Here is a 24,991-nt window from a genome sequence, read left to right on the forward strand (position 1 = left end):
TAAGAAAATGAAGAAACTGATTGTAATTTTAGAACAAATTCCCCAATGGTATGGTTGTGGAATAATACTCTTGTATAGTCTACTGTTGGCAGAATTCTTTTCTGCATTACATGACCTTACCCCTTATAATAATGATTTAGGAGGATTCTTAGATGTGTATTATAAGATTAACTATATTTCAACTATAGTTTCAAGCATTATAATATGGATAATAATGTCACTATTGTTTCATTTAACGACTTTATTATTTAATGGCTGTGCATTATTTGCTCGTTTTTTATATATTTCTTCCTATTTCTATTTAATACCAACCACTTTCATAATAATTGCTATTATCGTAATAGGACAGATAGATATTTCTTCTTCAGATTTAACAGTGTTACAAAACCATCCCTCTTTCAAGTTGGCAATGATCTTGGTTAACTATTCTTATATACCCTATTATTTGTTGTGCATGATATTAATCCATCATTTATATAAGGTACGGCTGCGGTATGCCATTGCCTCCGTTGTAATTCCCATTCTGTCTGTTTGGGCTATTACGAAACTCTTTACTCTGCTATAATGGAAGTTCTATACGAGATTTATCTTTCAATCAGGCAGAATAAAATCCGCACTTTTCTTTCCGGATTCGGCATCTCGTGGGGAATCCTGATATTGGTTGTGCTATTGGGTACAGGAAAAGGATTTCAAAACTCTGTAATGGATATATTCAGCATCTTTGCCCAGAAAAGCATGTATGTATATGGAGGAACCACTTCTATGAAGTATAAGAATATTAGGGAAGGGGAACAGTTGCATTTCGATTTGCATTTTCTTAACCGCGTGAAGAAACAGTTCCCGGGGATAAAAGCTATTTCGCCTGAAATAACAGGACCTTATTCGCAAGTGATGAATAAAGCTAAAAGCGGACTTTTTAAGATTATAGGAATCAATGAAAACTATATGGGAATTAAGATACTTAAAATCAACGAAGATGGACGATATTTTAATAAAGGAGATGACGAGAATACGCGTAATGTTGCCATTATCGGCGAAAATGTCAGTACGACCTTATTTAATAACCAAAAAGCGTTGGGTAAGTCGATCAACATTGCCGGTATTGATTTTAAGGTGATAGGCGTACTGAAGAATGATGATATTTTCAGCGCTTCGGAAATCAATTCGGTATATGTGCCCTTCTCAAGTTACATAAACTGCATTGACAATAAGACTCCATTGCGCGCTTTCTGTTTATATCTGAACAAAGAAGTTGATTCCAAGCGATTTGAGAATGAGCTGAGAGCCTTCATCGCTAATAAATACCAATTTGCTTATTCTGATAAGCAAGCTTTGCAGATAATCAATTTTGAGACACAAACGTCTGCTTTTGAGGGGCTCTTTGATGGATTGAAGATGTTCATCTGGATCGTAGGAATTTGTTTTCTGATAAGTGGTATTGTTGGAGTAAGCAACATCATGTTTGTTGTGATCAAAGAAAGGAGTAGCGAAATAGGCATCCGTAAGGCTGTAGGGGCAACCCCTAAATCCATTCTTGTGTTAATGCTGACGGAATCTGTCATCATAACTGTGATTTCCGGTATCATCGGATTGATATCAGGTGCAGGTATTCTTGAGATTATAAATTGGTTGCTCGAAAGCGCCCGTCACGCAACGATGATAAAGCATGTAGAAATAGATATAAATGTAGCTGTTCTCGCTTTGGTTGTCTTGATTCTGTCCGGTGTCATTGCCGGAGCATTTCCGGCAATGAAAGCATCTGTTATACAACCCATTGACGCTATTAGAAACGAAAATATAGGATAATGAAGATATTTAAGATTATATTGATTTGCATCTTTTCCGCCACACTGGCATTTGTTGCTTTTCGCTCTTCGCTAAGAGGTACAAAGGCAATTTACGAAACTACGCAGCCGCAATATCGCGATATCAAAGAGGAAATAAACATATCCGGCAATGTTTTTCCGATGAAGGAGATCGAAATAAAATCGCAGATATCGGGAGTCCTGGACAAGATTAATGTTTCGGTAGGAGATAAAGTGCGCATAGGAGATCCTGTCGCTTCTATCATGCTGGTTCCGAACGCATCGGATATGGAACGGCTGGAATATAACTTGAACACTGCCCAAATTGAGTATAAAGCCCGACTGGAAGATTATAAACGGGAACAAAAATTGTACTCAAAGAACCTTGTGGCACAGGCAGAGATGGACTCTTACACACAGGCATACGAATTATCTAAGGAGAAACTCGCCTCTGCCCAAAATCAATTGAACATCTTGAAAGAAGGGCGTATCTCTCCTGAAACGGCATCAAATATTGTAAGATCGAGTATTAGCGGCGTTATTATTGATACCCCTCTGGAAACGGGGGCCTCTGTAATAGAGCGCAATAATTTTAATCCGGGAACAACGATTGCCGTTGTGGCGGAAATGTCCCGGTTTCGTTTTAAAGCTCTTGTCCCTGAAAAATATCTGAAAGATATCGCTTTACAAGACACGATTTCACTCTTATTCAATGCCTATGATGATCTACAAACCCAGGCAGTAGTAACAAAAGTTTCATCCAAAGGAAATGCGGAGAACGGAATTATGAAATACATGCTTGAGGCAGAGTTTCCCGTCTCGGAAAATATGCCTGTTATAAGATCGGGATATTCCGCAACAGCTACTATGGTGATAAAACAGAAAAAGCACACTTTATCCATTGATGAAAAATATGTCTTATACGAGAATGACTCTACATACCTCTATCTGCTGGATACTATGACACAACAGAAAACAAAACAAATCATCAACATCGGTATTTCAGATGGAAATTATGTGGAAGTGATAAAAGGGATTTCATTAAAGGATAAAATAGTAACTAACTCAACCGATAAATAAAATTAGAATCCACATTACGACCTATAAGCGTTACCTCTTTTATCCAACAGGTTCTAGTTACGGATAAGTTTTGTCCGAAACCGGAAGCAAAAGTAAGAGAATTATGATATATTTGCAACCGGAACCCAAATGTGTTTAATCAGAAATGGCAGAATCGACTATTATCACCGGACAATTCGTACGCATCAGCCAAGTACCCGCCAGCCTTGGCGAACGGATATTGGCTCGTATCATCGATTATTTCCTGCTGTTTATTTACATTCTTGCCACTTCTTATGTATTGGGGAAACTCAATATACACGCTTTTTCCGGAAGTACTTTTTTCTTGTTGTTCCTGTTTATCTATCTGCCCGTACTATGTTACTCGTTACTTTGCGAAGTTTTTAACCAAGGACAAAGTATCGGAAAAAAAGTCATGAATATCCGTGTGGTAAAAGCAGACGGTACGACACCCAGCCTGAGTGCATATCTGCTAAGGTGGTTGCTCTATGGGATAGACGTAACTATTACCGGAGGATTGGGGGTACTGGTCATACTATTAACCAAAAACAGCCAACGTTTAGGTGATCTTGCGGCAGGAACAATGGTAATTAAAGAGAAAAATTACCGCAAAATACAAGTAAGCCTTGATGAGTTCGATTATCTGACCAAAGGATATCACCCCAGTTTTCCATTAGCCGCCGATCTGTCCTTGGAGCAAATAAATGTGATCAGTAAGGCGTTAGAACTGCATCATAAGGACCGGGCAAGGCATATCTCACAACTGGCACCCAAAGTTCGTGCACTGCTTTCTGTAGACCAAACAGACGTAAATGATGAAAAGTTTCTTCAAACCGTTGTAAGAGACTACCAATACTATGCGTTAGAAGAAATTTAGTAGATCTTATTTCGTAAAAACAGAGTAAGCCGGACTTTTATTCATCCTATTTTCAGGCAGATATCCGGACTCCTATACACATCCGATACTTCCGAGGGCCGAAAAACAAAATGTATTTTCAGCAGGAGGAGAGGAATCAAGACAAAGTAAACTATCATACATATATGCAACAAAAGAGCGTGCAGAAGTGTTTCTGCACGCTCTTTATCTTTTGGTTTACGAAGACTGGCTTATTCCACCTGTCCCAGAGAATTTCCGTATTCCATTTCTCCCTGCACCACAAACAAGATTTCTTCCGGGTCGTATTCACCCACTTCATCTTTCTTGGCTTCTTGCACGATATATTCCACTACCTGCTCCAGATCGATGTCTACATAACCGTCAGCATCGGGCTGAGCATCAAGGATTCCGCTTTCAGAGTAATACTCATCGATCAGATCGAGGAAATAATATAACTCGTCTTCTGAGAATTTATCCTTCAACTCCTGAGGCAAATAGTTCCGGATGAACTCGATGGTCTTTTCATCATCGGCATCACTTAACAAAAAATCGTCTTCCAGTCCCATAAACAAATATTTTTAATGAAAGTATATTATAATAATTTCTCAACTTTCTCTACGAATGCAGGTTTAGCTACGGCACCGACTTGTTTATCCACTAATGCTCCGTCTTTGAAGAAAAGAACCGTAGGAATGTTACGAATACCGAATTCTGCAGGAAGATCAGAGTTTTCATCTACATCACACTTACCCATAATCACTCTTCCTTCATATTCTTTAGCTAACTCGTCGATGATAGGACCTACCATCTTACAAGGCCCGCACCAGGGAGCCCAAAAGTCAATAACAACCGGTGTTCCTTTTGCAAGGATTTCCTTAAAGTTGTTGTCAGTAATCTCTAAAGCCATTTCTTTAATTATTAATTGTTAGTTATTAAGTATCCATCACTGTTATGGGGCAAAGATAATCAATTTATATGAAACGCAAGTTCGGGACGTTCCTTTAAATAGGAAATTAATTCTCTACCTACCGAAAGTTTAACGGGACGAGAAATCAAGTCTACATACATCTTTCCATCCGTATCTGTTACCTTAAAATAAAGTTCTGTATTTCCCGGAGACTCTTTCGTCAAAGTGGCAAGTTCCGTAACCAAGTTCGAATTAAGTTCGGCAAGCGGAATCAGAATTGTGATCTTCTCTACCAGTTGTTCCTTGACGTCGGGCAGCAATTCCATCGAAGTAATCTTAATATCAAGTTCATCGGGACGCCATTGTTTAGGCTGGCAACGAGCTTTGATAAACAGAAAAGTCCCTTCACCTAAATAGCCTTGAAAAGTAACCCAATCGTTTCCGAAGAAAGGTATCTCGGCAGAACCGGAGTAATCTTCTATTTTGGCTATGCCATAAGGATTACCATTCTTACTTATACCTCGACGCACGCTGGTAACAATACCTCCCATCGTTATTTCTCTTCCTGCCAAAGCAGCTTTATCATCAAGTTCGATCATACGGGTATTGCATACATGTTCCAACACAATGGCATATTCATCAAGCGGATGAGCCGACAAGTAGATACCGACCAATTCTCTTTCTTTATTTAACCTCTCCAAATCATTCCAACGTTCTGCCGGAAGAATTTCGGGAGTCGCTATGTCAATCACATTGTCTCCTCCGAATAATGAATTAACGGCAGCAGCTTTATCCGCCTGATAACGGTTACCATAACGCATCAATGTTTCAAGAAAAGTTTCGCCTTTGGCATTCACCGCAAAATACTGTTCACGTTTCAGCTCAGGAAAACTATCGAATCCGCCCGCAAGAGCCAGACACTCCATGTTCTTCTTATTACAAGCATTCAAATTGACACGCTGAACGAAGTCGAAAATACCTTTAAAAGGACCATTTTCCCTTCGTTCCTCCATGATGCTTTGCACAGCAGCTTCACCGACTCCCTTTACAGCCCCCAGCCCGAAGCGGATATTTCCATTCCGGTTTGCCGTAAACTTCAGGTTACTTTCGTTCACATCCGGACCAAGCGTCTGCACTCCCATTGCTTTGCACTCGTCCATCAGTTTGGTGATATCAGTAATATTCGACAAACTTCGGCTCATGACAGCTGCCATATATTCAGCCGGATAGTTAGCCTTCAGGTATGCTGTCTGGTATGCAACCCAGGAATAACAGGTAGCATGTGATTTATTGAACGCATACGAAGCAAACTTCTCCCAGTCCGCCCAGATTTTCTCAAGTACCTTCGGATCATGGCCGTTTTTCCTTCCACCTTCAACAAACTTAGGTTTCATGTGATCCAGCTTATCACGCAGTTTCTTACCCATCGCTTTACGGAGGGCATCCGACTCCCCACGGGTAAAATCGGCTAAAAGGCGTGACAGAAGCATGACCTGTTCCTGATAAACCGTAATTCCATACGTATCCTTCAGGTATTTCTCCATGACAGGAATATCATATTCAATAGGCTTACGTCCATGTTTACGGTCGATAAAGTCAGGAATATAATCCATTGGACCCGGACGATAAAGGGCATTCATCGCGATCAGATCCTCAAAAGTAGACGGCTGCAACTCACGTAAGTATTTCTGCATACCGGCAGATTCAAACTGGAATGTACCGATAGTCCGTCCATCACTATAAAGTTTATAAGTTGCAGGATCCTCAATTGAAATAGAATCAATATCCAGTTCCATGCCTTTACTCAGACGGATGTTTTCGACGGCTTCTTTGATAATAGACAAAGTCTTCAGCCCCAGAAAGTCCATCTTAATCAGTCCGGTATCTTCAATCACCGAACCTTCATATTGGGTAACCAGCATCTTTTCGCCGGTCTCCTTATCATCAGCCGTACTGACCGGCACCCAGTCCGTAATATCATCACGGCAAATAATGGTACCACAGGCATGTACACCGGTTCCCCGCACGTTTCCCTCAAGCATTTTGGCATATTTCATCGTATCCCTTACCAATGGATCAGGTGACGCTTCGGCAGCCTGCAATTCGGGCACATATTCTATGGCATTCTTTAAGTTCAGTTTTTTATCAGGAATTTTATCAGGAACCAGTTTGGCCAAACGATCCGATTCGGCAAGCGGAAGCTTTTGTACACGTGCAACATCTTTGATAGCCAGCTTTGTTGCCATAGTACCATATGTAATGATATGTGCTACCTTCTCCTGCCCATACTTCTCCGTCACCCAACGAAGCACTTCGCCACGACCATCGTCATCGAAGTCAATATCAATATCCGGCAATGAAATACGGTCGGGATTCAGAAAACGCTCAAACAGCAAATCGTATTTAATAGGGTCTATTTTGGTGATCTGCAAACAATAGGCCACGGCTGACCCAGCAGCCGAACCACGTCCCGGTCCAATGGATACCCCCATATTACGTCCGGCAGCAATGAAGTCCTGCACAATGAGGAAGTAGCCAGGAAAACCCATCGTCTTCATAATATGTAACTCAAAGACCAAGCGTTCCTTTACTTCCGGTGACAACGGATCGCCATAAAACTTCTTGGCTCCGTCGAAAGTCAACTTCTTCAGGTAATCGGCCTCCAGCTTGATACGATACAGTTTATCATATCCTCCCAAACGTTTTATTTTATCTTTAGCTGCTTCTTCACTCAACACCACATTGCCATTTTCGTCTTGGGTGAATTCATCAAAAAGATCCTTTTCCGTATATTTTTGCCGATACCCTTCTTCTGTTCCGAAATCCTCCGGAATAGCAAAAGTAGGCATAATCGGTGCATGATCGATCGAATAATATTCTACCTTATCCAGAATTTCTAAAGTATTACTTAATGCTTCAGGCACGTCGGCAAAGAGCTCGTTCATCTCTGCTTTCGTTTTCATCCATTCCTGCTTAGTGTAATACATCCGGTTGGGATCATCAAGGTCTTTTCCCGTACTCAGACAGATTAGCCGGTCATGGGCTTCAGCATGCTCTTCGTTGACAAAATGAACGTCATTTGTACAAATCAACTTGACATTATACTTTTTGGCGTATTCTATCAAATGCTTATTCACATTCACCTGCAATGGATATGCTTCATGATTAGCTTTCGGCACCGTTGCTTTATGACGCTGCATTTCCAGATAATAATCGTCCCCAAACAGATTCTTATACCATTGAATAGCTTCCTCTGCCTCCGCCAACAATCCCTGAGTTATCTTTTTGGGAACTTCACCACCCAAACATGCCGAACAGATAATCAAGCCCTCATGATATTTCTCCAATTCATTCCTGTCTGTACGGGGGCGCATATAATAGCCTTTGGTCCATGCACGTGAAACCAATTTGATCAGGTTATGATACCCCTTCTCGTTTTTGGCGAGCACAATCAGGTGGTACCCGCTTTGATCGGGTTTTCCTTCCTTTTTATCCATAGTCCGGCGTGCCACGTACATTTCGCAACCGATAATGGGCTTGAACAACCGCCCCTCCGCCTCCACTATTTTAGCTTTACAATCAGCAATCTCAGCCTCTTTATCCGCACAGTCCACTTCACCGGCCTCAATGGCTGCAATCCGTTTCTTCAGGTCCTTGATTTCTCCTTTCGGACCCCCGTTTTTCTTATTCACATAGTTCGTAAACTCTTTGATGGCGAACATGTTTCCATGGTCCGTAACGGCAATACCTTTCATTCCATCCTTTATGGCCTTATCGACAAGCGCACTGACACTGGCTTGGCCATCCAGAAGAGAATATTGCGTATGGACGTGTAAATGAACGAAATCCTGCATAGTTATAGGTTGATAATTTGAAGCCATAAAATTACAATGTCTGTAGCTACTAACAAAGATAAACTCCAAAAAGTTATCAACATAAGTCATTTCTATCTGCAAATGCTTGCTGGATTTTTAAAATAAGTATACTTTTGCGGATAATTATCATTAAATAGCGCAAATGGGTCGACTTAAAAAATTAAAAAAGATAAGAATTCACCGTGAAGGAACACATATTTTATGGGGTAGCTTTTTTCTGCTACTAATTATAAATGCAGCCCTTTACTGGGGAATTGATTGTAAAATACCATTCTACCTGATGGCTCTGGTCAGTGTTATAGTCTATCTGTTGATGGTTAACTTTTTCCGTTGCCCGATCCGCCTGTTCGGACAAGATACTGAAAGGATCGTAGTTGCACCGGCCGATGGGAAAATCGTAGTTATTGAAGAGGTAGACGAACATGAATACTTTCATGACCGCCGGATCATGGTATCCATTTTCATGAGCATTCTAAACGTACATGCCAATTGGTACCCGGTGGATGGAGTTGTCAAAAAAGTCTCTCACGAAAACGGCAAGTTCATGAAAGCATGGCTTCCGAAAGCCAGCACAGAGAACGAGCGCTCAATGGTTGTTATTGAAACTCCCGAGGGTGTAGAGGTCATGGCACGGCAAATAGCCGGTGCAATGGCACGCCGCATCGTAACATATGCCGAGCCGGGTGAGGAATGTTATATTGACGAACATCTGGGCTTTATTAAATTTGGTTCCCGTGTAGATGTATATCTGCCATTGGGCACTGAGATTTGTGTTAGTATGGGACAATTGACAACCGGTAACCAAACCGTTATCGCCAAATTAAAATAAAAAACGAACAATGGCAAATGCTATTATCCGCCATATACCCAACACAGTGACCTGCCTGAATCTCTTTTCAGGATGCATTGCTTGTGTTATGGCCTTTGAAGCCAAATACGAATTGGCTGTCACTTTTATCATCTTGAGTGCTGTCTTCGATTTTTTCGATGGTATGTTGGCACGTTTGCTTCATGCCTACTCTCCTATTGGTAAAGAATTGGACTCTTTGGCCGATGATGTCAGCTTCGGCGTAGCTCCGGCTATACTTGTTTTTTCATTCATGAAAGAACCCGGACTTGTGTATCCCGACTTTCTGGCAGGCGTAAAAGAGTATATTCCTTATCTGGCTTTTCTTATTTCGATATTCTCAGCTCTCCGTTTGGCCAACTTTAATGTAGACGAACGCCAAACGAGTTCCTTTATCGGTCTTCCTGTACCTGCCAACGCTTTATATTGGGGTGCACTTATTGTAGGAGGCAAAGAATTCTTACTTGCTCACTGCAATGTTATATACCTTATTATAATGGTAATGCTTTTTTCATGGTTGCTGGTAGCTGAGATCCCCATGTTCTCCCTGAAATTTAAAAATCTTTCTTGGAAAGACAATAAGATTAGTTTCATATTCCTGATAGTCTGCATTCCACTGTTGCTGTTCTTGGGTATCAGCGGATTCTCAGCGGTTATTGTATGGTATATCATTCTTTCACTTTTAACAAGAAAAAATAAATAAACAATCCTTCTGGCACGTTTGTTGTACTACAAATTTTAAACAATGCATAAAACAAATAGCCTATGTTTCACATTTTAGGATTTTTATTCATTATCGTTATCGCCGTTATCATTATCGGACTGGCCCTTGTAGGAAGTGTGTTAAGAGCCATCTTCGGACTGGGGAAACGCTCATCTGCCTCCGGTTCCGGAAGCCAGAATTCGACACACAGTAATTCGGGGCAAAGATACTATCGTCCGACACAAGCTAACGATAAAGAGGAAATCATTACTGAAACCGGAGCTAACAAGCACAAAAAACTTTTTGATGACAATGAAGGAGAATATGTGGATTATGAAGAGATAAAAGATTGATAATATAAAAATTCACCTTCTTTTAGACGCAAAAAAATTTTTCATCAGATTGGCACATTCATCGGCGAGTATCCCTTTGACAACTACAGTTTTGGGATGAAGGGACTTTGGAGCATATCTCTGGTACCCCCTTTTTTCGTCTTCAGCACCAAAAACCAATTTACCAGTTTGTGCCCAGGCAATGGCACCGGCACACATCACACAAGGTTCTACAGTAACATACAACGTACATTCATTCAGATATTTCCCTCCAAGGACATTGGCTGCCGCAGTAATAGCCTGCATTTCGGCATGGGCTGTCACGTCATTCAATGTTTCAGTCAGATTGTGTGCACGGGCAATGATCCGTTCTTTGCAAACGACAACTGCTCCCACTGGGACTTCTCCACGTTCGCCTGCCTTAGCAGCCTCAACCAGAGCTTGTTTCATAAAATAAGAATCGTCCAACATAATCTTAACGCCGCATATCGTGTTCACCAAAAAGAGTCGGATAATCCTCCTCCATATTTTTATGTATAAACATGAGAATCGTTTCACGAAGCCAACGCGATTTATTCGTTATCTTATACTTATCCAGATAACGATCTACAATCTGCTGCTCATCTTCGCTTAGCAATATACTCATCCTGCGTTCCCGTTTAGGTTCGTCAAGAGTTGCCTTATTACACTTTTTATCTCTCTTTCTCATATTCTTTGCAAATTTACTTTTACTTCTGTAATTTCAAAGAAGAAAAAGAGTAAATTTGCAGAAAATAGTATGCTAAAATTATATGGCAGAACATAATCTGTTAGGAAAGGCCGGAGAAGATGCTGCTGTTCAATATCTGGAGCAGCACGAATATACCATTCGTCATCGGAATTGGCGTAAGGGACATCTGGAACTGGACATTGTGGCAGCCCAAAACGGTGAACTGATAATTGTGGAAGTAAAGACACGTACCGACACGGACTTTGCATTACCTCAGGATGCTGTTACTCCACAGAAAATCAGGCGAACCGTAATCGCAGCCGATACATATATTAAGCTTTTCCAAATAGACGCATCTGTAAGATTTGATATTATTACTGTCGTAGGTAAAGTAGGAAATTTCAGAATTGAACATATAAAAGAGGCGTTTTACCCGCCATTATTTTAAATAGTATGAATATAGAATCAGCCAGAGAATACTGTCTTCAGAAAAAAGCAGTCACCGAATGCCTCCCATTCGATGAATACTCACTTGTACTGAAAGTGATGGATAAAATGTTCGCACTAATCGATTTGGAAGGAGCCAATATGATTGCTTTGAAATGTAATCCTGATTATGCCATCGAACTACGTGAACATTATTCAGCCATCGAAGGTGCTTATCATTTCAACAAAAAATATTGGAATCAGATTTTCTTTGACCGGGATGCCGACGATAAATTGATAAAACAGCTGATTGACCATTCTTACGAAGAAGTATTGAAGAAATTCACTAAAAAACTACGTGCCGAATATGATGCCCTTCCCTGAGTCTTTTCCTGTACCTTTGATTTATATCGAAGAGACAGACTCCACCAATCATTATTTAAACGATCTGTGCAATAAGCAAGATGTCAGTGAACTAACCACGGTAGTAGCTAACTACCAAACCTTGGGCAGAGGACAGCGAGGAAACAGTTGGGAATCGGAGAAAGGTAAGAATCTGATATTCAGCTTCGTACTTTATCCCACTTCTTTAGAAATCCGCAGACAATTTCTTCTATCTCAAATCATCTCTTTATCCATTAAGGAAGAACTCGACACATACGTTAAAGATATCTCTATTAAATGGCCGAACGATATCTACTGGAAAGAAAGAAAAATCTGCGGAATATTGATTGAAAATGATTTGATGGGAGTACATATCAGCCAAAGCATTGCAGGGATTGGTATCAATATTAACCAGGAAGAGTTTTTTAGCCCCGCCCCCAATCCTGTATCACTTAAACAAATCACCGGTCAAACTTACGAACTCTCCGGAATATTGGCAGGAGTTATGCAACGAATTATAGAATATTACAGCCTGCTTCAAAAAGGGGAGCACACTTATATAACCCACCGGTATCAGAAGGCGCTTTTCCGAAAAAAGGGTATGCATAAGTATTCCGATGCGAACGGAGAGTTTATAGCCAGAACCATAGAAGTTGAAGCCGACGGTCATCTTGTTTTGCAAGACGATACAGGCAAAATACGCCGATACGTATTTAAAGAGGTACAGCACATTTTATAATACTTCTTCTTTTTTTAGTTTAAAACATTACCTTTGCAATATTGTTTTTAAATATAAAAACGTTTAATTTATGAAAATCAGATGCCTACTGTTAATATCCATATTAACACTACTGTTTGTCAGTTGCGAAGACTCCAATACCGAAAATAATTCAAAACTTGAGTTGTCGGAGTCATCTTTTCAAGATATTGACAGCGATGGAGTTACTCTAACCGTAAATATCACCAGCAGCGATTCGTGGGTAGCAGCAAGTTCTTCAACCTGGTGCAAGCTCGTACCCAATAAGGGAGCAAGTAATCAGCCACTCGGCATTGTTGTAGAAGCTAACCTTGAAACGACTGAAAGAAATGCAACGATTGCGGTAACTTCCAGTGGAATAAAAAAGGTCATAACCGTCACACAATTGGCAGCCGGACATTCAACCGATCCCGAATCGTACCACTATGAACTTCCCATAATCTTCCACGTGCTATATAAGAATAGTTCCGACCCCAAACAGTACATTAGCCCAAACCGTTTAACTGACATATTAAAAACGGTCAACAAACTATATAAAGATAAGACCCAAAGTGTAGATATGAACCTAACCTTTACACTGGCATCTACAGATCCCAATGGGAAAACATTAACTTCTCCGGGAATAGAATATATACAATGGAAAGACGACTACCCCATTGACTGTGATAAATTCATGGAAGATGACACAACAAAAGGTGGAGTGGGATATGTAAATTATCTATGGGACCCCAACCGATACATTAACGTGATGATTTATAACTTTGCAAATGACCCGCAGTCAAATACTACCACCTTAGGAATCTCTCATTTGGCATTCACAACTACAGGCAGCAACTCTCTGGAGGGGCTTAATGAAACAAAATATTCTTACTTGGAATTAAAGAATCTGAGTTTTCCGTATTGTGTCTCCATTAATAGTCTCTTCATTGACCAGCAATCTACTTCCACAGCCTACAACACTACTGACATTACAGTGACACTGGCGCATGAGTTGGGTCATTATTTAGGACTACACCACGTTTTTTCAGAAGATCCGGAAAGTAGTTGTAAAGATACAGACTATTGCAAGGATACACCCAGTTATGATAAGGATGCTTATGATATGACATATCAGTGGGCAATGGCAGGTAACATACCTGAGAAAGAGCTTTTTGCTTATCTTGTCAAACGCGAAAGTTGTGACGGTGCCCAGTTCATCTCCCATAACATTATGGATTACTCCGTCAGTTACTCCGACCAATTCACACAAGACCAATGCAACCGCATTCGTCATGTATTGACATATAGTCCGCTGATACCCGGACCTAAAAAAGAGCAAGCAAATACCCGAGCAGCTATCGAAGAAGTTCTTAAACTACCTATACGCACAATCAAATAATAGAAAAAGAGGTGAACAGATAGTTATCTGTTCACCTCTTTTTCTATCAACTGTATCTTATCAAGCGTCTTCCTTGCTTCTGTCGAAGGAAACCGGCTCACAACTTTCAGCAGATACTCTCTTGCTTTTCCGTATCCGTTACTCATCACCCGGCTTAAACCATCACGATAACGGGCATACTGCATACGTGTCGGAGCAGCTATCTTCTTATATTCATTCTCTATCCGTTGCTTCTCACGTTCCGCTTTCAAATATAAGTAGTTACCTATAAAAATATTGGCAGCAAGGTTATCAGCATCCAGCATCAACACTTTCTGATAAGTCTTCAAAGCCTCTGCTTCCTTACCCCGGCAAACTTCCATTTCGGCACAAGAGACAAGACAGTTTACATCGTTCGGTGATTTTTGCAGCAATTCTTTATAAAACAGATACGCCTTATCATAGCTGCGTGACTTCTTATAGAATGAAGCCAGCTCATTAGCAAACTTCGAGGCTACATCTGTATTCTTATCCACCCCGGTCCAGTAAAACATCTCGGCCTTTTCCACATTCGTATTCACGGCCTGACGGAACAGACTAATAGCTTGTTCCCACTGTTTATTATCAATGGCGGCTGATACTCTCTGCAGCATTTCTCCTGCCGATTGTGCTGAAAGCGAAAACGGAAGCGAAAACAACATGGAAAGAAATAAAGTCAGAGCTTTCATCTTATTCATACTTATTTAGTTAGGTTCCTACAAAGATAGAAATTATTCCGACTCACCGGTCGCTAAAAACCAATTAAATAACGTTATTGTTCTCTTCATTTTCAGATTCACCTTTTTTCGTGTAACTTTGCCCGTCCATGGATAAAATCTTTCATCTCAGCAGTGGTAACAGACGGATTCTGCAAATAGCCGTCCCTTCCATCATCTCCAATATAACCGTTCCGTTATTGGGGCTGATCGATGTTACCATTGTAGGTCATCTGGGGTCAGCAGCCTACATTGGTGCCATTGCCGTGGGAGGTATGCTGTTTAATATCATTTATTGGATATTCGGTTTTCTGCGGATGGGTACCAGTGGAATGACTTCTCAGGCATACGGCAAGCGCGATCTTGACGAAGTGACCCGACTCCTATTACGGTCGGTCGGTGTAGGACTGTTCATTGCTCTCTGCCTGATGCTTCTGCAATATCCCATACTAAAAGCGGCATTTACTTTTATCCAAACCTCCGATGAAGTGAAACGCCTTGCTACACTTTATTTCTATATCTGCATTTGGGGTGCTCCCGCCATGTTAGGGCTTTATGGCTTTGCCGGATGGTTTATCGGTATGCAAAACTCCCGTTTCCCGATGTACATCGCCATCACTCAAAATATAGTCAACATCGCAGCCAGCCTATGCTTTGTCTATCTGTTGGGTATGAAAGTAGAAGGCGTTGCGCTGGGTACTCTGATTGCCCAATATGCAGGCTTTTTCATGGCATTCCTGTTATGGCACCGATATTATGGGCAACTGCGAAAACGCATCCAGTGGAAAGGCCTGTTGCAAAGACAGGCCATGTATCGTTTCTTCCAGGTAAATCGTGATATCTTTCTACGTACTTTATGCCTGGTGGCGGTAACGATGTATTTTACCTCTGCCGGAGCAGCACAGGGAGAAGTTGTCCTGGCCGTAAACACACTACTTATGCAACTTTTTACTCTGTTCTCATATATCATGGATGGTTTTGCTTACGCAGGCGAAGCATTGGCAGGACGCTATATAGGCGCCGATAACCGAACGGAACTTCACCGCACTGTCCGCAGATTATTTGCCTGGGGTACCGGTCTTTCAATCGCTTTCACCCTACTTTATGGCATAGGAGGACAATCATTTCTCGGCTTACTCACCAACGAAGCGTCTGTTATCAATGAAGCAGAAACCTATTTCTATTGGGTATTGGCTATTCCTCTTGCCGGATTCTCGGCATTCCTTTGGGACGGCATCTTCATTGGTGCGACTGCAACACGCCAAATGCTCTATTCCATGTTTATAGCTTCGGCCAGTTTCTTCATTATCTATTACACATTTCATAACTCAATGGGTAACCACGCTCTATGGATGGCATTTATCGTCTATCTCTCTTCACGGGGATTCATACAAGCACTGCTCGCCAGAAAGATAATGCAACAAAAATAACTCTCAAAAGAATCTCGCTTTAAAACTATTCGTTTATCTTTGCAAAAAAAGAAATCATTAACAACCAACTCGTATGGCAAAATACAAAAGAATCCTGTTGAAGCTCAGCGGTGAGAGCCTGATGGGAGAAAAGCAATATGGCATCGATGAAAAACGATTGGCCGAATATGCCGCACAAATCAAAGAGATTCACGAACAAGGCGTACAAATAGGTATCGTCATCGGTGGTGGCAACATCTTCCGCGGACTGAGCGGAGCCAATAAAGGTTTCGATCGGGTGAAAGGCGACCAAATGGGAATGCTGGCCACTGTTATCAACAGCCTTGCACTCAGCTCGGCATTGGTTGCTGCCGGGGTGAAAGCACGCGTACTGACCGCAGTACGTATGGAACCCATCGGTGAGTTTTACAGCAAATGGAAAGCCATCGAATGTATGGAAAACGGCGAAATCGTGATCATGTCGGCAGGAACAGGAAATCCATTCTTCACTACCGATACCGGCTCTTCCCTCCGCGGCATTGAGATAGAAGCAGACGTAATGCTGAAAGGCACCCGTGTAGACGGTATCTACACTGCTGACCCGGAAAAAGACCCGACTGCTACAAAATTCGACACCATCACTTACGACGAAGTGTTGAAACGCGGATTGAAAGTGATGGATCTCACAGCTACATGTATGTGCAAGGAAAACAATCTGCCCATCGTGGTATTCGATATGGATACGGTAGGTAACCTGAAAAAAGTAATCACAGGAGAAGAGATTGGCACATTGGTACACAATTAGTCAATTCTCTAATCTGAAGAAATACGAATGGGTTAATAAGTGGACAGGATACGTTCAGTTATTAACCCATTCTTCACTTATTCTTATAGGGATAGTTGCAGATAACCAAAAAATAATCTACTTTTGTTTTCAAAATTAATCAAAGTGCCAATTTTATAAAGACTTAATAAGATGGTAGACGTAAAAACGATTATCGAAGAATCACAAGAGAAGATGGATATGGCAGTGATGTATCTGGAAGAAGCACTGGCACACATCCGCGCCGGAAAAGCAAGCACACGCTTGCTGGATGGTATCCGTGTAGACTCTTACGGAAGCATGGTGCCCATCAGCAACGTAGCTGCCGTAACCACTCCCGATGCACGCAGCATCACGATTAAACCTTGGGATAAAAGCATGTTCCGGGTTATTGAAAAAGCCATTATCGACTCCGATCTCGGTATCATGCCGGAGAATAACGGTGAAATTATCCGCATCGGCATCCCCCCTCTTACCGAGGAACGCCGTAAACAACTTGCCAAACAGTGTAAAGCTGAAGGCGAGACAGCTAAAGTAAGTATCCGCAACGCGCGCCGCGACGGTATAGATGCACTGAAAAAAGCTGTAAAAGACGGTTTGGCTGAAGATGAACAAAAGAATGCAGAAGCTAAACTGCAGAAGGTTCATGATAAGTACATCGCCAAGATTGAAGAAATGCTGGCTGAAAAGGACAAAGAAATTATGACCGTATAATTCTAAATTACAAGTTACGAGCTACGAGTGCAGTGCACAAGCACAGCCTCTCCAATCATTTCTTATAGCTCGTAACTTGTAATTTGCAGTTTATAAAACATGAAGGGATTAGTAATAAAGAATACAGGTAGCTGGTATCAGGTAAAAACCGATGACGGGCAGTTGGTTGAATGCAAGATCAAAGGTAATTTTCGGCTGAAAGGCATACGGAGTACAAATCCCGTTGCCGTAGGTGACCGTGTACAAATCATACTCAACCAAGAAGGAACGGCCTTTATCAATGAGATAGAAGACCGGAAAAATTACATCATCCGCCGTTCATCGAACCTCTCCAAACAATCGCATATTCTTGCAGCCAACCTCGACCAATGTATGCTGGTGGTGACTATTAACTATCCCGAAACTTCAACCACCTTCATCGACCGTTTTTTGGCGTCGGCAGAAGCCTACCGTGTACCGGTGAAGATTCTTTTCAACAAAGTGGATGCTTATGATGAAGACGAACTGCATTATCTGGACAGCCTCATCACCCTCTATACCCAAATAGGTTACCCTTGTTTTAAAATATCCGCACTGACCGGTGAAGGAGTCGATGCCATACGCGAGGAACTGAAAGGCCGGGTAACCCTCTTCTCCGGACATTCGGGAGTGGGCAAATCAACCCTCATCAATGCTCTTGTCCCAGGGCTGGAAGTCAAGACCGCAGAGATATCAGCTTATCACAACAAAGGAATGCACACCACCACTTTCTCCGAAATGTTCCCCGTCCCCGGCAACGGATATATCATCGACACACCCGGTATCAAAGGTTTCGGCACTTTTGATATGGAAGAGGAAGAGATAGGCCATTACTTCCCCGAAATATTCAAGACTTCGGCAAACTGCAAATATGGAAACTGCACACACCGTCAAGAACCCGGTTGTGCTGTTCGGAAAGCGGTAGAAGAGCACTACATCAGCGAATCACGCTATACTTCCTATCTGAGTATGCTTGAGGATAAGGAGGAAGGAAAATACCGTGCGGCATACTGAATCTCTGCTATTTTTCAGAGAATATTCTTTATTCTATTTTAATGCTTCACTTGGCAAAGCAACTGCTTCTCCTACAAAAAATACGTTTCGATCTTCCATCTTCCACCTTTTTCCACTTACTCCATTAATAATCAATGCAATGACATGGTGGAAGATCGCATTTTCAGCCTGTTTATCTTCCACCCGCATCTTCCATCTTCCACCCGTTAACTTGAGCGCCATCCAATCGTTAAGACACTGATAAGCAACACTAAGGAACGTATTTATTAACTGAATACATTGTTTAAAGCATTGTGCTTTCCTTTACTGTTTAGTCGAAAATGATCCGTTCTTCATCCCATCCCCGCTACCCGGGCTCATGAGCCCGTATACTCGGGCTTATAAGCCCGCATACCAAGGCCCATGAGCCCGCATACCAGGGCCGGAATAAACAAACAGAGATTCATTATAATAATTTTGGATACAAGCCTTTAAGACCAAAAACAAATACCGTTGGTTAGTTCGTAATCCGCGAAGAAGAAAAGAACCGTCGCACTTTATCAGGAGGATGATTCGATGACTGTTACAATAAGTCCTCACCCTTTTACTGAAAGGATATTGGGGCTTTCATATACTGAAAACATAATCAATAAGACACCTTAACACAAAAAATAAATCTATATTTTAATTTCCCGATTAAACCTTTTCCCACCCTCTTAGTCTAACCTTAGAACGGACATATACTAATACTAAGACATGGATAAAAAGGTTAAATGGGGCATCATCACATTGATTGGTGCCGGACTGATAGGCTGGGGTATCTACTCTCAGCTTCCTAAAGCAAATGAAGAGTTGGCGGCAGCCGACAAAGTGATGGCTGGCAAGCAGATCAACAAAAGAGTTCTGAATGTAAATGCCAAGATCATAAAGCCACAATTGCTGACAGATCAGATTCAAATTAGCGGCAGCTTGATGCCTGATGAAGAAGTGGATCTTTCTTTCGAGACTTCGGGAAAGATCGTTGAAATCAACTTTGACGAAGGCAGTGCCGTAAAAAAAGGACAGCTATTGGCGAAAGTAAACGACCGTCAGTTGCAGGCTCAGTTGCAACGCCTCGTAGCTCAGTTAAAGCTTGCCGAAGATCGTGTATTCCGTCAGAACGCTCTGCTTGAACGGGACGCTGTCAGTAAAGAAGCCTACGAACAAGTAAAAACGGAACTGGCTACCCTCAATGCGGACATCGACCTGGTGAAAGCTAACATTGCCATGACCGAACTTCGCGCTCCTTTTGACGGAGTAATCGGGCTCCGGCAAGTCAGTGTCGGTTCATATGCCTCACCAACCACTATCGTAGCCAAACTGACGAAAATTATTCCTTTGAAAATAGAATTTTCCGTACCAGAACGTTATGCAAGCCAGGTAAAGAAAGGCACCAACCTCAACTTCGAGCTGGAAGGTAAATTAAGTTCTTTTCCGGCAAAAGTATACGCAACCGAGTCAAGAATCGACCAGTCTACCCGTACGCTGACCGTTCGTGCCCTATATGCCAACAGTAACGGCGCACTGCTCCCGGGACGCTACGCCAGCATTCAGCTGAAAAAAGAAGAAATCCCGAATGCCATTGCCATCCCATCCGAAGCGATTGTACCGGAAATGGGTAAGGATAAAGTATTCCTCTATAAATCGGGCAAGGCTGAACCGGTAGAAATAACCGCAGGCATTCGTACCGAAGCTGAAGTGCAGGTGATAAAAGGTCTGCAGATGGGTGATACCATCATCACTTCGGGAACCCTTCAACTCCGTACAGGATTACCTGTCACACTGGATAATATCAATTAACTCCCGACCGCCTTATGAATATATCCGAATTAAGCATACGACGGCCGGTACTCTCAACGGTATTGACCATCATCATTTTACTCTTTGGACTGATCGGGTACAACTATCTGGGTGTCCGGGAGTATCCGTCTGTAGATAATCCTATAATCTCAGTATCCTGCTCCTATCCGGGTGCTAATGCCGATGTAATCGAGAATCAGATTACCGAGCCCCTGGAACAGAACATCAATGGTATTCCGGGTATCCGTTCGCTGTCCAGCGTCAGCCAGCAGGGACAAAGCCGTATCACGGTAGAGTTCGAGCTGTCCGTCGATCTGGAAACAGCAGCCAATGACGTACGCGACAAAGTATCCCGTGCCCAGCGCTACCTGCCGCGCGACTGTGACCCTCCTACTGTTTCGAAGGCAGATGCCGATGCTACTCCTATCCTGATGGTAGCTCTGCAAAGTGACAAACGCTCCTTGCTGGAACTCAGTGAAATTGCCGACCTGACCGTAAAAGAACAATTACAAACCATCTCCGACGTAAGTAGCGTTTCCATTTGGGGAGAAAAGCGCTACTCCATGCGCTTATGGCTCGATCCTATCAAGATGTCGGGTTATGGGATCACCCCTATCGACGTAAAGAATGCAGTAGACAAAGAAAATGTCGAACTTCCTTCGGGCAGTATCGAAGGAAATACGACAGAGCTCACCATCCGTACCTTGGGGTTGATGCACACCGCAGAAGAATTCAACAACCTGATCATCAAAGAAGAGAACGACCGTATTATCCGTTTCAGTGACATAGGCCGCGCCGAACTGGGGCCGGCCGATATCAAAAGTTATATGAAGATGAACGGAGTACCGATGGTAGGTATCGTCGTAATCCCACAACCCGGTGCCAATCATATCAAGATAGCCGACGCAGTGTACGAACGCATGGAGAAGATGCAGAAAGACCTTCCCGAAGACGTGAAGTATTCTTACGGATTCGATAACACCAAGTTTATCCGTGCATCCATCTATGAGGTAAAAGAGACGGTTTATGTAGCCTTCATCTTGGTTATCATCATTATTTTCCTTTTCCTGCGCGACTGGCGGGTGACGCTGGTTCCCTGTATCGTAATCCCGGTATCACTGATCGGTGCCTTCTTCGTCATGTATCTGGCGGACTTCTCCATCAATGTACTCTCCATGCTGGCGGTCGTGTTGGCGGTAGGTCTGGTGGTAGACGACGCTATTGTGATGACCGAAAACATCTATGTACGCATAGAGAAAGGTATGCCTCCGAAAGAAGCCGGCATCGAAGGAGCAAAAGAGATTTTCTTTGCCGTCATCTCCACCACCATTACGCTGGTGGCCGTGTTCTTCCCCATTGTCTTTATGGAGGGTATGACAGGACGCCTGTTCCGTGAATTCAGTATTGTAGTTTCCGGATCGGTGATTATCTCTTCATTCGCAGCCCTGACCTTTACTCCGATGCTTGCCACCAAACTGTTGGTAAAACGGGAAAAACAAAACTGGTTCTATATGAAAACAGAACCCTTCTTCGAAGGAATGAACCGTCTGTACAGTCGTTCACTGGCTGCTTTCCTCAACAAGCGCTGGATTTCCTTACCTTTTGTAGCCATCACAATCGGTATCATCGCTTTCTTATGGAACCACATTCCTGCAGAAATGGCTCCGCTGGAAGACCGCTCACAAATAAGTATCAACACCCGTGGTGCTGAAGGTGTGACATACGAGTACATTCGTGACTATACGGAAGACATAAACGATCTGGTAGACTCGATCGTACCGGATGCAGAGTCGGTAACAGCCCGTGTATCGAGTGGTAGCGGTAATGTACGCATCACGCTGAAAGATATGAAGGATCGTGACTATACACAGATGGACATTGCCGAAAAGCTATCGGCGGCAGTACAGAAAAAGACGATGGCGCGCTCGTTCGTCCAGCAATCGTCTTCTTTTGGCGGACGGCGTGGCGGCATGCCCGTACAATATGTGTTGCAGGCTACCAATATCGAGAAACTACAGGAAGTACTGCCTAAGTTCATGGCCAAGGTATACGAAAATCCGGTATTCCAGATGGCGGACGTAGACCTGAAATTCAGCAAACCGGAGGCACGTATCAATATCAACCGCGATAAAGCCAGTATAATGGGGGTAAGTACCCGCAACATTGCCCAAACCCTGCAATACGGATTGAGCGGACAGCGTATGGGATACTTCTATATGAACGGTAAGCAATATGAAATCTTAGGAGAAATCAACCGTCAACAACGCAATACGCCTGCCAACCTGAAAGCAATCTACATCCGCAGTGACAAAGGAGACATGGTACAGCTTGACAATCTGATCGAGTTGACCGACGGCATCGCACCTCCCAAGCTGTATCGTTACAACCGTTTCGTGTCGGCTACTGTTTCCGCCGGACTGGCGGAGGGCAAGACCATCGGACAGGGACTGGACGAGATGGACAAGATAGCCAAAGAGACTTTGGACGACACGTTCCGTACGGCACTGACCGGTGATTCGAAGGAGTACCGTGAAAGTTCTTCAAGCCTGATGTTTGCCTTTATCCTGGCCATTGTGCTGATTTACCTGATCCTGGCGGCACAGTTCGAAAGTTTCAAGGATCCGCTGATCATCATGTTGACTGTACCTCTGGCCATCGCCGGTGCACTGGTATTCATGTACTTCGGCGGTATCACGATGAACATCTTCAGTCAGATCGGTATTATTATGCTGATCGGCCTGGTAGCCAAGAACGGTATCCTGATCGTGGAGTTTGCCAATCAGAAACAGGAAACAGGTGAAGACAAACTGACAGCTATCAAGGATGCGGCATTGCAACGTCTGCGTCCCATCCTGATGACAAGTGCTTCTACCATCTTAGGATTGATCCCGCTGGCGTTCGCCTCAGGTGAAGGTTGTAACCAGCGCATTGCAATGGGTACGGCTGTTGTGGGAGGTATGTTGGTATCTACCTTGCTGACTATGTACATCGTACCCGCTATTTACAGTTATATTTCGACGAACCGAAGTAATAAATTAAAGAGAGAATGAAACAGATTGCCCTATTTATCATAGCATTGTGCTGCACCCCTTTGGGTCTGCAAGCACAACAGCCACAAATTTATACTCTAAAATCCTGTCTGGAGTACGGCCTCCAGAATAATTATTCCCTGCAAATAGTCCGTAACGAAGAGCAAGTAAGCAAAAATAACGCTACGCCGGGTAATGCCGGCTACCTGCCTACCCTCGACCTAACGGCCGGTTATACAGGAACTGTGGACAATACCAACACCAAGGTCCGGGCTACCGGGGAGTCGGTAAAAGAAAACGGTGTCTTCGACCAGACCGTTAACGTGGGGCTGAACCTGAACTGGACTATCTTCGACGGCTTCAACATCACTGCCAATTATCAAAAGCTGAAAGAGTTGGAACGACAGGGAGAAACCAATACCCGTATTGCCATCGAAGACCTGATAGCTAACCTTGCAGCCGAATACTACAATTACGTTCAACAGAAAATCCGCCTTCAGAACTTCCGCTACGCCGTATCCTTGTCAAAAGAACGCCTGCGAATCGTGGAAGAACGTTATCACATCGGTAACTTCTCCCGCCTGGACTATCAACAGGCCAAAGTAGACTTCAATGCTGACAGTGCCAAGTATATGAAGCAACAGGAATTGCTGCATACGTCGCGCATCCAGCTGAACGAACTGATGGCCAATGAAGATGTGGACCAGCCGATTGTGATAGAAGACAGTATCATTAAAGTTAACGCAGGACTCCGGTTCGAAGAATTATGGAACGCCACTCTACTGACCAACGCTTCATTGCTGAAAGCTGAACAGAACAATACACTCGCCATGCTGGACTATAAAAAGGTAAACTCTCGTAACTACCCATACCTCAAAATGAATACCGGATATGGCTATACTTTTAATAAATACGACATTGCCTCTAATAGCCAAAGAGGCAATCTGGGTACCAACTTCGGGGTAACAATCGGATTCAATATCTTCGACGGAAACCGCCGTCGCGAAAAGAACAACGCACGTATCGCCATCAAAAACGCCCGTCTGCAACGGGAGCAGCTGGAACAAGGACTGAAAGCGGACCTTAGCAATCTGTGGCAAGCCTACCAGAATAATCTGCAAATGCTGAAACTGGAACGGCAAAACCTGGTGGCTGCCAAAGAGAATCACGAGATAGCCATGGAACGATATATGTTAGGAAACCTTTCGGGTATCGAAATGCGTGAAGCACAGAAGAGTCTGCTGGATGCGGAAGAGCGAATTCTATCTGCCGAATATGACACTAAGTTATGCGAAATCTCCCTGCTACAGATCAGTGGGAAAATAACAAAATATCTGGACTAAACGTACACT

25 protein-coding genes are annotated in these 24,991 nt (G+C 42.9%); 18 read left to right on the top strand and 7 right to left on the bottom strand.

All coding sequences use genetic code 11. From position 1 onward, the window contains the following. Positions 1-7 precede the first annotated feature (7 nt). The 4 genes from QK890_RS07715 (at position 8) to QK890_RS07730 (ending at position 3,762) form a co-directional block, all read left to right on the top strand. Positions 8-565 (top strand): hypothetical protein, encoded by a 558-nt coding sequence (locus QK890_RS07715; RefSeq protein WP_234211956.1) that lies wholly within the window; start codon positions 8-10, stop codon positions 563-565. Continuing rightward, positions 565-1,806 carry an ABC transporter permease gene (locus QK890_RS07720; protein WP_186993046.1) on the top strand — a complete coding sequence of 414 codons (1,242 nt, stop codon included), beginning with the start codon at positions 565-567 and terminating at the stop codon, positions 1,804-1,806. Before QK890_RS07715 ends, QK890_RS07720 begins: the two co-directional genes overlap by 1 nt. Beyond that, positions 1,806-2,885, top strand: coding sequence for an efflux RND transporter periplasmic adaptor subunit (locus tag QK890_RS07725; RefSeq protein WP_269096547.1), 1,080 nt, complete (start codon positions 1,806-1,808; stop codon positions 2,883-2,885). Before QK890_RS07720 ends, QK890_RS07725 begins: the two co-directional genes overlap by 1 nt. Before the next feature lie 145 nt (positions 2,886-3,030). Beyond that, positions 3,031-3,762 carry an RDD family protein gene (locus tag QK890_RS07730; protein WP_005775397.1) on the top strand — a complete coding sequence of 244 codons (732 nt, stop codon included), beginning with the start codon at positions 3,031-3,033 and terminating at the stop codon, positions 3,760-3,762. 230 nt (positions 3,763-3,992) lie between these two features. Here the strand turns inward: QK890_RS07730 and QK890_RS07735 are convergent, their stop codons facing one another. The 3 genes from QK890_RS07735 to dnaE are packed head-to-tail and all read right to left on the bottom strand — an operon-like array spanning position 3,993 to position 8,523. After that, positions 3,993-4,328, bottom strand: a complete 336-nt coding sequence (locus QK890_RS07735; RefSeq protein WP_005810535.1) for a hypothetical protein — start codon at positions 4,326-4,328, stop codon at positions 3,993-3,995. Positions 4,329-4,354: 26 nt separating this feature from the next. Next, positions 4,355-4,669: a thioredoxin gene (gene trxA / locus QK890_RS07740; RefSeq protein ID WP_005775395.1), complete on the bottom strand. Its 315-nt coding sequence runs from the start codon at positions 4,667-4,669 to the stop codon at positions 4,355-4,357. A 59-nt stretch (positions 4,670-4,728) separates the two neighbouring features. Continuing rightward, the gene (gene dnaE, locus QK890_RS07745) at positions 4,729-8,523 is read right to left on the bottom strand and encodes a DNA polymerase III subunit alpha (protein ID WP_032530229.1); all 3,795 of its coding nucleotides are present in this window, start codon (positions 8,521-8,523) and stop codon (positions 4,729-4,731) included. Positions 8,524-8,686: 163 nt separating this feature from the next. Between dnaE and QK890_RS07750 the strand changes: the two genes are divergently transcribed. The 3 genes from QK890_RS07750 to QK890_RS07760 all read left to right on the top strand — a co-directional run bounded on the left by QK890_RS07750 (position 8,687) and on the right by QK890_RS07760 (position 10,447). Beyond that, positions 8,687-9,373, top strand: coding sequence for a phosphatidylserine decarboxylase family protein (locus QK890_RS07750; RefSeq protein ID WP_005823436.1), 687 nt, complete (start codon positions 8,687-8,689; stop codon positions 9,371-9,373). 10 nt (positions 9,374-9,383) lie between these two features. Next, positions 9,384-10,094 carry a CDP-diacylglycerol--serine O-phosphatidyltransferase gene (gene pssA, locus QK890_RS07755; RefSeq protein WP_005775392.1) on the top strand — a complete coding sequence of 237 codons (711 nt, stop codon included), beginning with the start codon at positions 9,384-9,386 and terminating at the stop codon, positions 10,092-10,094. A gap of 62 nt (positions 10,095-10,156) precedes the next feature. Continuing rightward, positions 10,157-10,447: a DUF4834 family protein gene (locus tag QK890_RS07760; RefSeq protein ID WP_005823438.1), complete on the top strand. Its 291-nt coding sequence runs from the start codon at positions 10,157-10,159 to the stop codon at positions 10,445-10,447. Between the two features lie 12 nt (positions 10,448-10,459). Here the strand turns inward: QK890_RS07760 and QK890_RS07765 are convergent, their stop codons facing one another. Then, the gene (locus QK890_RS07765) at positions 10,460-10,897 is read right to left on the bottom strand and encodes a nucleoside deaminase (RefSeq protein ID WP_005775390.1); all 438 of its coding nucleotides are present in this window, start codon (positions 10,895-10,897) and stop codon (positions 10,460-10,462) included. A gap of 4 nt (positions 10,898-10,901) precedes the next feature. After that, positions 10,902-11,135: a hypothetical protein gene (locus QK890_RS07770; protein ID WP_005775389.1), complete on the bottom strand. Its 234-nt coding sequence runs from the start codon at positions 11,133-11,135 to the stop codon at positions 10,902-10,904. 82 nt (positions 11,136-11,217) lie between these two features. Here QK890_RS07770 and QK890_RS07775 point away from each other — a divergent pair, with 82 nt between their 5' ends. The 4 genes from QK890_RS07775 (at position 11,218) to QK890_RS07790 (ending at position 14,080) form a co-directional block, all read left to right on the top strand. Continuing rightward, positions 11,218-11,583 carry a YraN family protein gene (locus QK890_RS07775; RefSeq protein WP_005775388.1) on the top strand — a complete coding sequence of 122 codons (366 nt, stop codon included), beginning with the start codon at positions 11,218-11,220 and terminating at the stop codon, positions 11,581-11,583. A gap of 5 nt (positions 11,584-11,588) precedes the next feature. Next, positions 11,589-11,945 carry an MmcQ/YjbR family DNA-binding protein gene (locus tag QK890_RS07780; RefSeq protein WP_005775387.1) on the top strand — a complete coding sequence of 119 codons (357 nt, stop codon included), beginning with the start codon at positions 11,589-11,591 and terminating at the stop codon, positions 11,943-11,945. Next, the gene (locus QK890_RS07785; protein ID WP_032530230.1) at positions 11,929-12,684 is read left to right on the top strand and encodes a biotin--[acetyl-CoA-carboxylase] ligase; all 756 of its coding nucleotides are present in this window, start codon (positions 11,929-11,931) and stop codon (positions 12,682-12,684) included. Before QK890_RS07780 ends, QK890_RS07785 begins: the two co-directional genes overlap by 17 nt. A gap of 70 nt (positions 12,685-12,754) precedes the next feature. After that, positions 12,755-14,080: a zinc-dependent metalloproteinase lipoprotein gene (locus QK890_RS07790; RefSeq protein ID WP_032530231.1), complete on the top strand. Its 1,326-nt coding sequence runs from the start codon at positions 12,755-12,757 to the stop codon at positions 14,078-14,080. A 23-nt stretch (positions 14,081-14,103) separates the two neighbouring features. On the opposite strand, the gene QK890_RS07795 is transcribed toward QK890_RS07790, so the two are convergent. Next, positions 14,104-14,787, bottom strand: coding sequence for a lipopolysaccharide assembly protein LapB (locus QK890_RS07795; protein WP_032530245.1), 684 nt, complete (start codon positions 14,785-14,787; stop codon positions 14,104-14,106). 137 nt (positions 14,788-14,924) lie between these two features. Between QK890_RS07795 and QK890_RS07800 the strand changes: the two genes are divergently transcribed. From QK890_RS07800 to rsgA, 4 genes are all read left to right on the top strand, one after another. After that, positions 14,925-16,244, top strand: coding sequence for an MATE family efflux transporter (locus QK890_RS07800; protein ID WP_005775382.1), 1,320 nt, complete (start codon positions 14,925-14,927; stop codon positions 16,242-16,244). A gap of 73 nt (positions 16,245-16,317) precedes the next feature. Further along, positions 16,318-17,028 carry a UMP kinase gene (pyrH, locus tag QK890_RS07805; protein WP_005775381.1) on the top strand — a complete coding sequence of 237 codons (711 nt, stop codon included), beginning with the start codon at positions 16,318-16,320 and terminating at the stop codon, positions 17,026-17,028. Between the two features lie 171 nt (positions 17,029-17,199). Then, positions 17,200-17,760 carry a ribosome recycling factor gene (gene frr / locus QK890_RS07810; protein ID WP_005775374.1) on the top strand — a complete coding sequence of 187 codons (561 nt, stop codon included), beginning with the start codon at positions 17,200-17,202 and terminating at the stop codon, positions 17,758-17,760. Positions 17,761-17,859: 99 nt separating this feature from the next. Next, complete coding sequence (gene rsgA, locus QK890_RS07815; RefSeq protein ID WP_367627291.1) at positions 17,860-18,792, top strand: ribosome small subunit-dependent GTPase A; 933 nt, start codon at positions 17,860-17,862, stop codon at positions 18,790-18,792. A 33-nt stretch (positions 18,793-18,825) separates the two neighbouring features. Here rsgA and QK890_RS07820 read toward each other — a convergent pair whose 3' ends face one another. Next, positions 18,826-19,014 carry a hypothetical protein gene (locus QK890_RS07820; protein ID WP_032530235.1) on the bottom strand — a complete coding sequence of 63 codons (189 nt, stop codon included), beginning with the start codon at positions 19,012-19,014 and terminating at the stop codon, positions 18,826-18,828. A gap of 513 nt (positions 19,015-19,527) precedes the next feature. On the opposite strand from QK890_RS07820, the gene QK890_RS07825 reads away from it, so the two are divergent. Genes QK890_RS07825 through QK890_RS07835 form a run of 3 tightly spaced genes read left to right on the top strand, consistent with a single transcriptional unit; the run spans position 19,528 to position 24,982 of the window. After that, complete coding sequence (locus tag QK890_RS07825) at positions 19,528-20,610, top strand: efflux RND transporter periplasmic adaptor subunit (RefSeq protein ID WP_005775369.1); 1,083 nt, start codon at positions 19,528-19,530, stop codon at positions 20,608-20,610. A gap of 14 nt (positions 20,611-20,624) precedes the next feature. Beyond that, positions 20,625-23,660: an efflux RND transporter permease subunit gene (locus tag QK890_RS07830; protein ID WP_005775368.1), complete on the top strand. Its 3,036-nt coding sequence runs from the start codon at positions 20,625-20,627 to the stop codon at positions 23,658-23,660. Continuing rightward, a complete protein-coding gene (locus tag QK890_RS07835) occupies positions 23,657-24,982 on the top strand; it encodes a TolC family protein (protein ID WP_195341397.1) in 1,326 nt (441 codons plus the stop codon). The genes QK890_RS07830 and QK890_RS07835 overlap by 4 nt, the downstream gene beginning before the upstream one ends. Positions 24,983-24,991: the final 9 nt, after the last annotated feature.

This window comes from Bacteroides sp. NGMCC 1.200775 (genome assembly GCF_040798045.1).
GTDB classification, from domain to species: Bacteria; Bacteroidota; Bacteroidia; order Bacteroidales; family Bacteroidaceae; genus Bacteroides; species Bacteroides hominis.

Bases quoted from the DNA above. Each gene is read 5' to 3' on its own strand.
- QK890_RS07800 (WP_005775382.1), top strand. From the start codon at position 14,925: ATGGATAAAATCTTTCATCTCAGCAGTGGTAACAGACGGATTCTGCAA.
- QK890_RS07750 (WP_005823436.1), top strand. From the start codon at position 8,687: ATGGGTCGACTTAAAAAATTAAAAAAGATAAGAATTCACCGTGAAGGA.
- QK890_RS07760 (WP_005823438.1), top strand. From the start codon at position 10,157: ATGTTTCACATTTTAGGATTTTTATTCATTATCGTTATCGCCGTTATC.
- QK890_RS07825 (WP_005775369.1), top strand. From the start codon at position 19,528: ATGGATAAAAAGGTTAAATGGGGCATCATCACATTGATTGGTGCCGGA.
- QK890_RS07730 (WP_005775397.1), top strand. From the start codon at position 3,031: ATGGCAGAATCGACTATTATCACCGGACAATTCGTACGCATCAGCCAA.
- QK890_RS07830 (WP_005775368.1), top strand. From the start codon at position 20,625: ATGAATATATCCGAATTAAGCATACGACGGCCGGTACTCTCAACGGTA.
- QK890_RS07790 (WP_032530231.1), top strand. From the start codon at position 12,755: ATGAAAATCAGATGCCTACTGTTAATATCCATATTAACACTACTGTTT.
- frr (WP_005775374.1), top strand. From the start codon at position 17,200: ATGGTAGACGTAAAAACGATTATCGAAGAATCACAAGAGAAGATGGAT.
- QK890_RS07785 (WP_032530230.1), top strand. From the start codon at position 11,929: ATGATGCCCTTCCCTGAGTCTTTTCCTGTACCTTTGATTTATATCGAA.
- QK890_RS07765 (WP_005775390.1), bottom strand. From the start codon at position 10,897: ATGTTGGACGATTCTTATTTTATGAAACAAGCTCTGGTTGAGGCTGCT.
- QK890_RS07715 (WP_234211956.1), top strand. From the start codon at position 8: ATGAAGAAACTGATTGTAATTTTAGAACAAATTCCCCAATGGTATGGT.
- QK890_RS07795 (WP_032530245.1), bottom strand. From the start codon at position 14,787: ATGAAAGCTCTGACTTTATTTCTTTCCATGTTGTTTTCGCTTCCGTTT.
- QK890_RS07835 (WP_195341397.1), top strand. From the start codon at position 23,657: ATGAAACAGATTGCCCTATTTATCATAGCATTGTGCTGCACCCCTTTG.
- trxA (WP_005775395.1), bottom strand. From the start codon at position 4,669: ATGGCTTTAGAGATTACTGACAACAACTTTAAGGAAATCCTTGCAAAA.
- QK890_RS07725 (WP_269096547.1), top strand. From the start codon at position 1,806: ATGAAGATATTTAAGATTATATTGATTTGCATCTTTTCCGCCACACTG.
- dnaE (WP_032530229.1), bottom strand. From the start codon at position 8,523: ATGCAGGATTTCGTTCATTTACACGTCCATACGCAATATTCTCTTCTG.
- QK890_RS07770 (WP_005775389.1), bottom strand. From the start codon at position 11,135: ATGAGAAAGAGAGATAAAAAGTGTAATAAGGCAACTCTTGACGAACCT.
- pyrH (WP_005775381.1), top strand. From the start codon at position 16,318: ATGGCAAAATACAAAAGAATCCTGTTGAAGCTCAGCGGTGAGAGCCTG.
- QK890_RS07735 (WP_005810535.1), bottom strand. From the start codon at position 4,328: ATGGGACTGGAAGACGATTTTTTGTTAAGTGATGCCGATGATGAAAAG.
- pssA (WP_005775392.1), top strand. From the start codon at position 9,384: ATGGCAAATGCTATTATCCGCCATATACCCAACACAGTGACCTGCCTG.
- QK890_RS07775 (WP_005775388.1), top strand. From the start codon at position 11,218: ATGGCAGAACATAATCTGTTAGGAAAGGCCGGAGAAGATGCTGCTGTT.
- QK890_RS07720 (WP_186993046.1), top strand. From the start codon at position 565: ATGGAAGTTCTATACGAGATTTATCTTTCAATCAGGCAGAATAAAATC.
- QK890_RS07820 (WP_032530235.1), bottom strand. From the start codon at position 19,014: ATGGCGCTCAAGTTAACGGGTGGAAGATGGAAGATGCGGGTGGAAGAT.
- QK890_RS07780 (WP_005775387.1), top strand. From the start codon at position 11,589: ATGAATATAGAATCAGCCAGAGAATACTGTCTTCAGAAAAAAGCAGTC.
- rsgA (WP_367627291.1), top strand. From the start codon at position 17,860: ATGAAGGGATTAGTAATAAAGAATACAGGTAGCTGGTATCAGGTAAAA.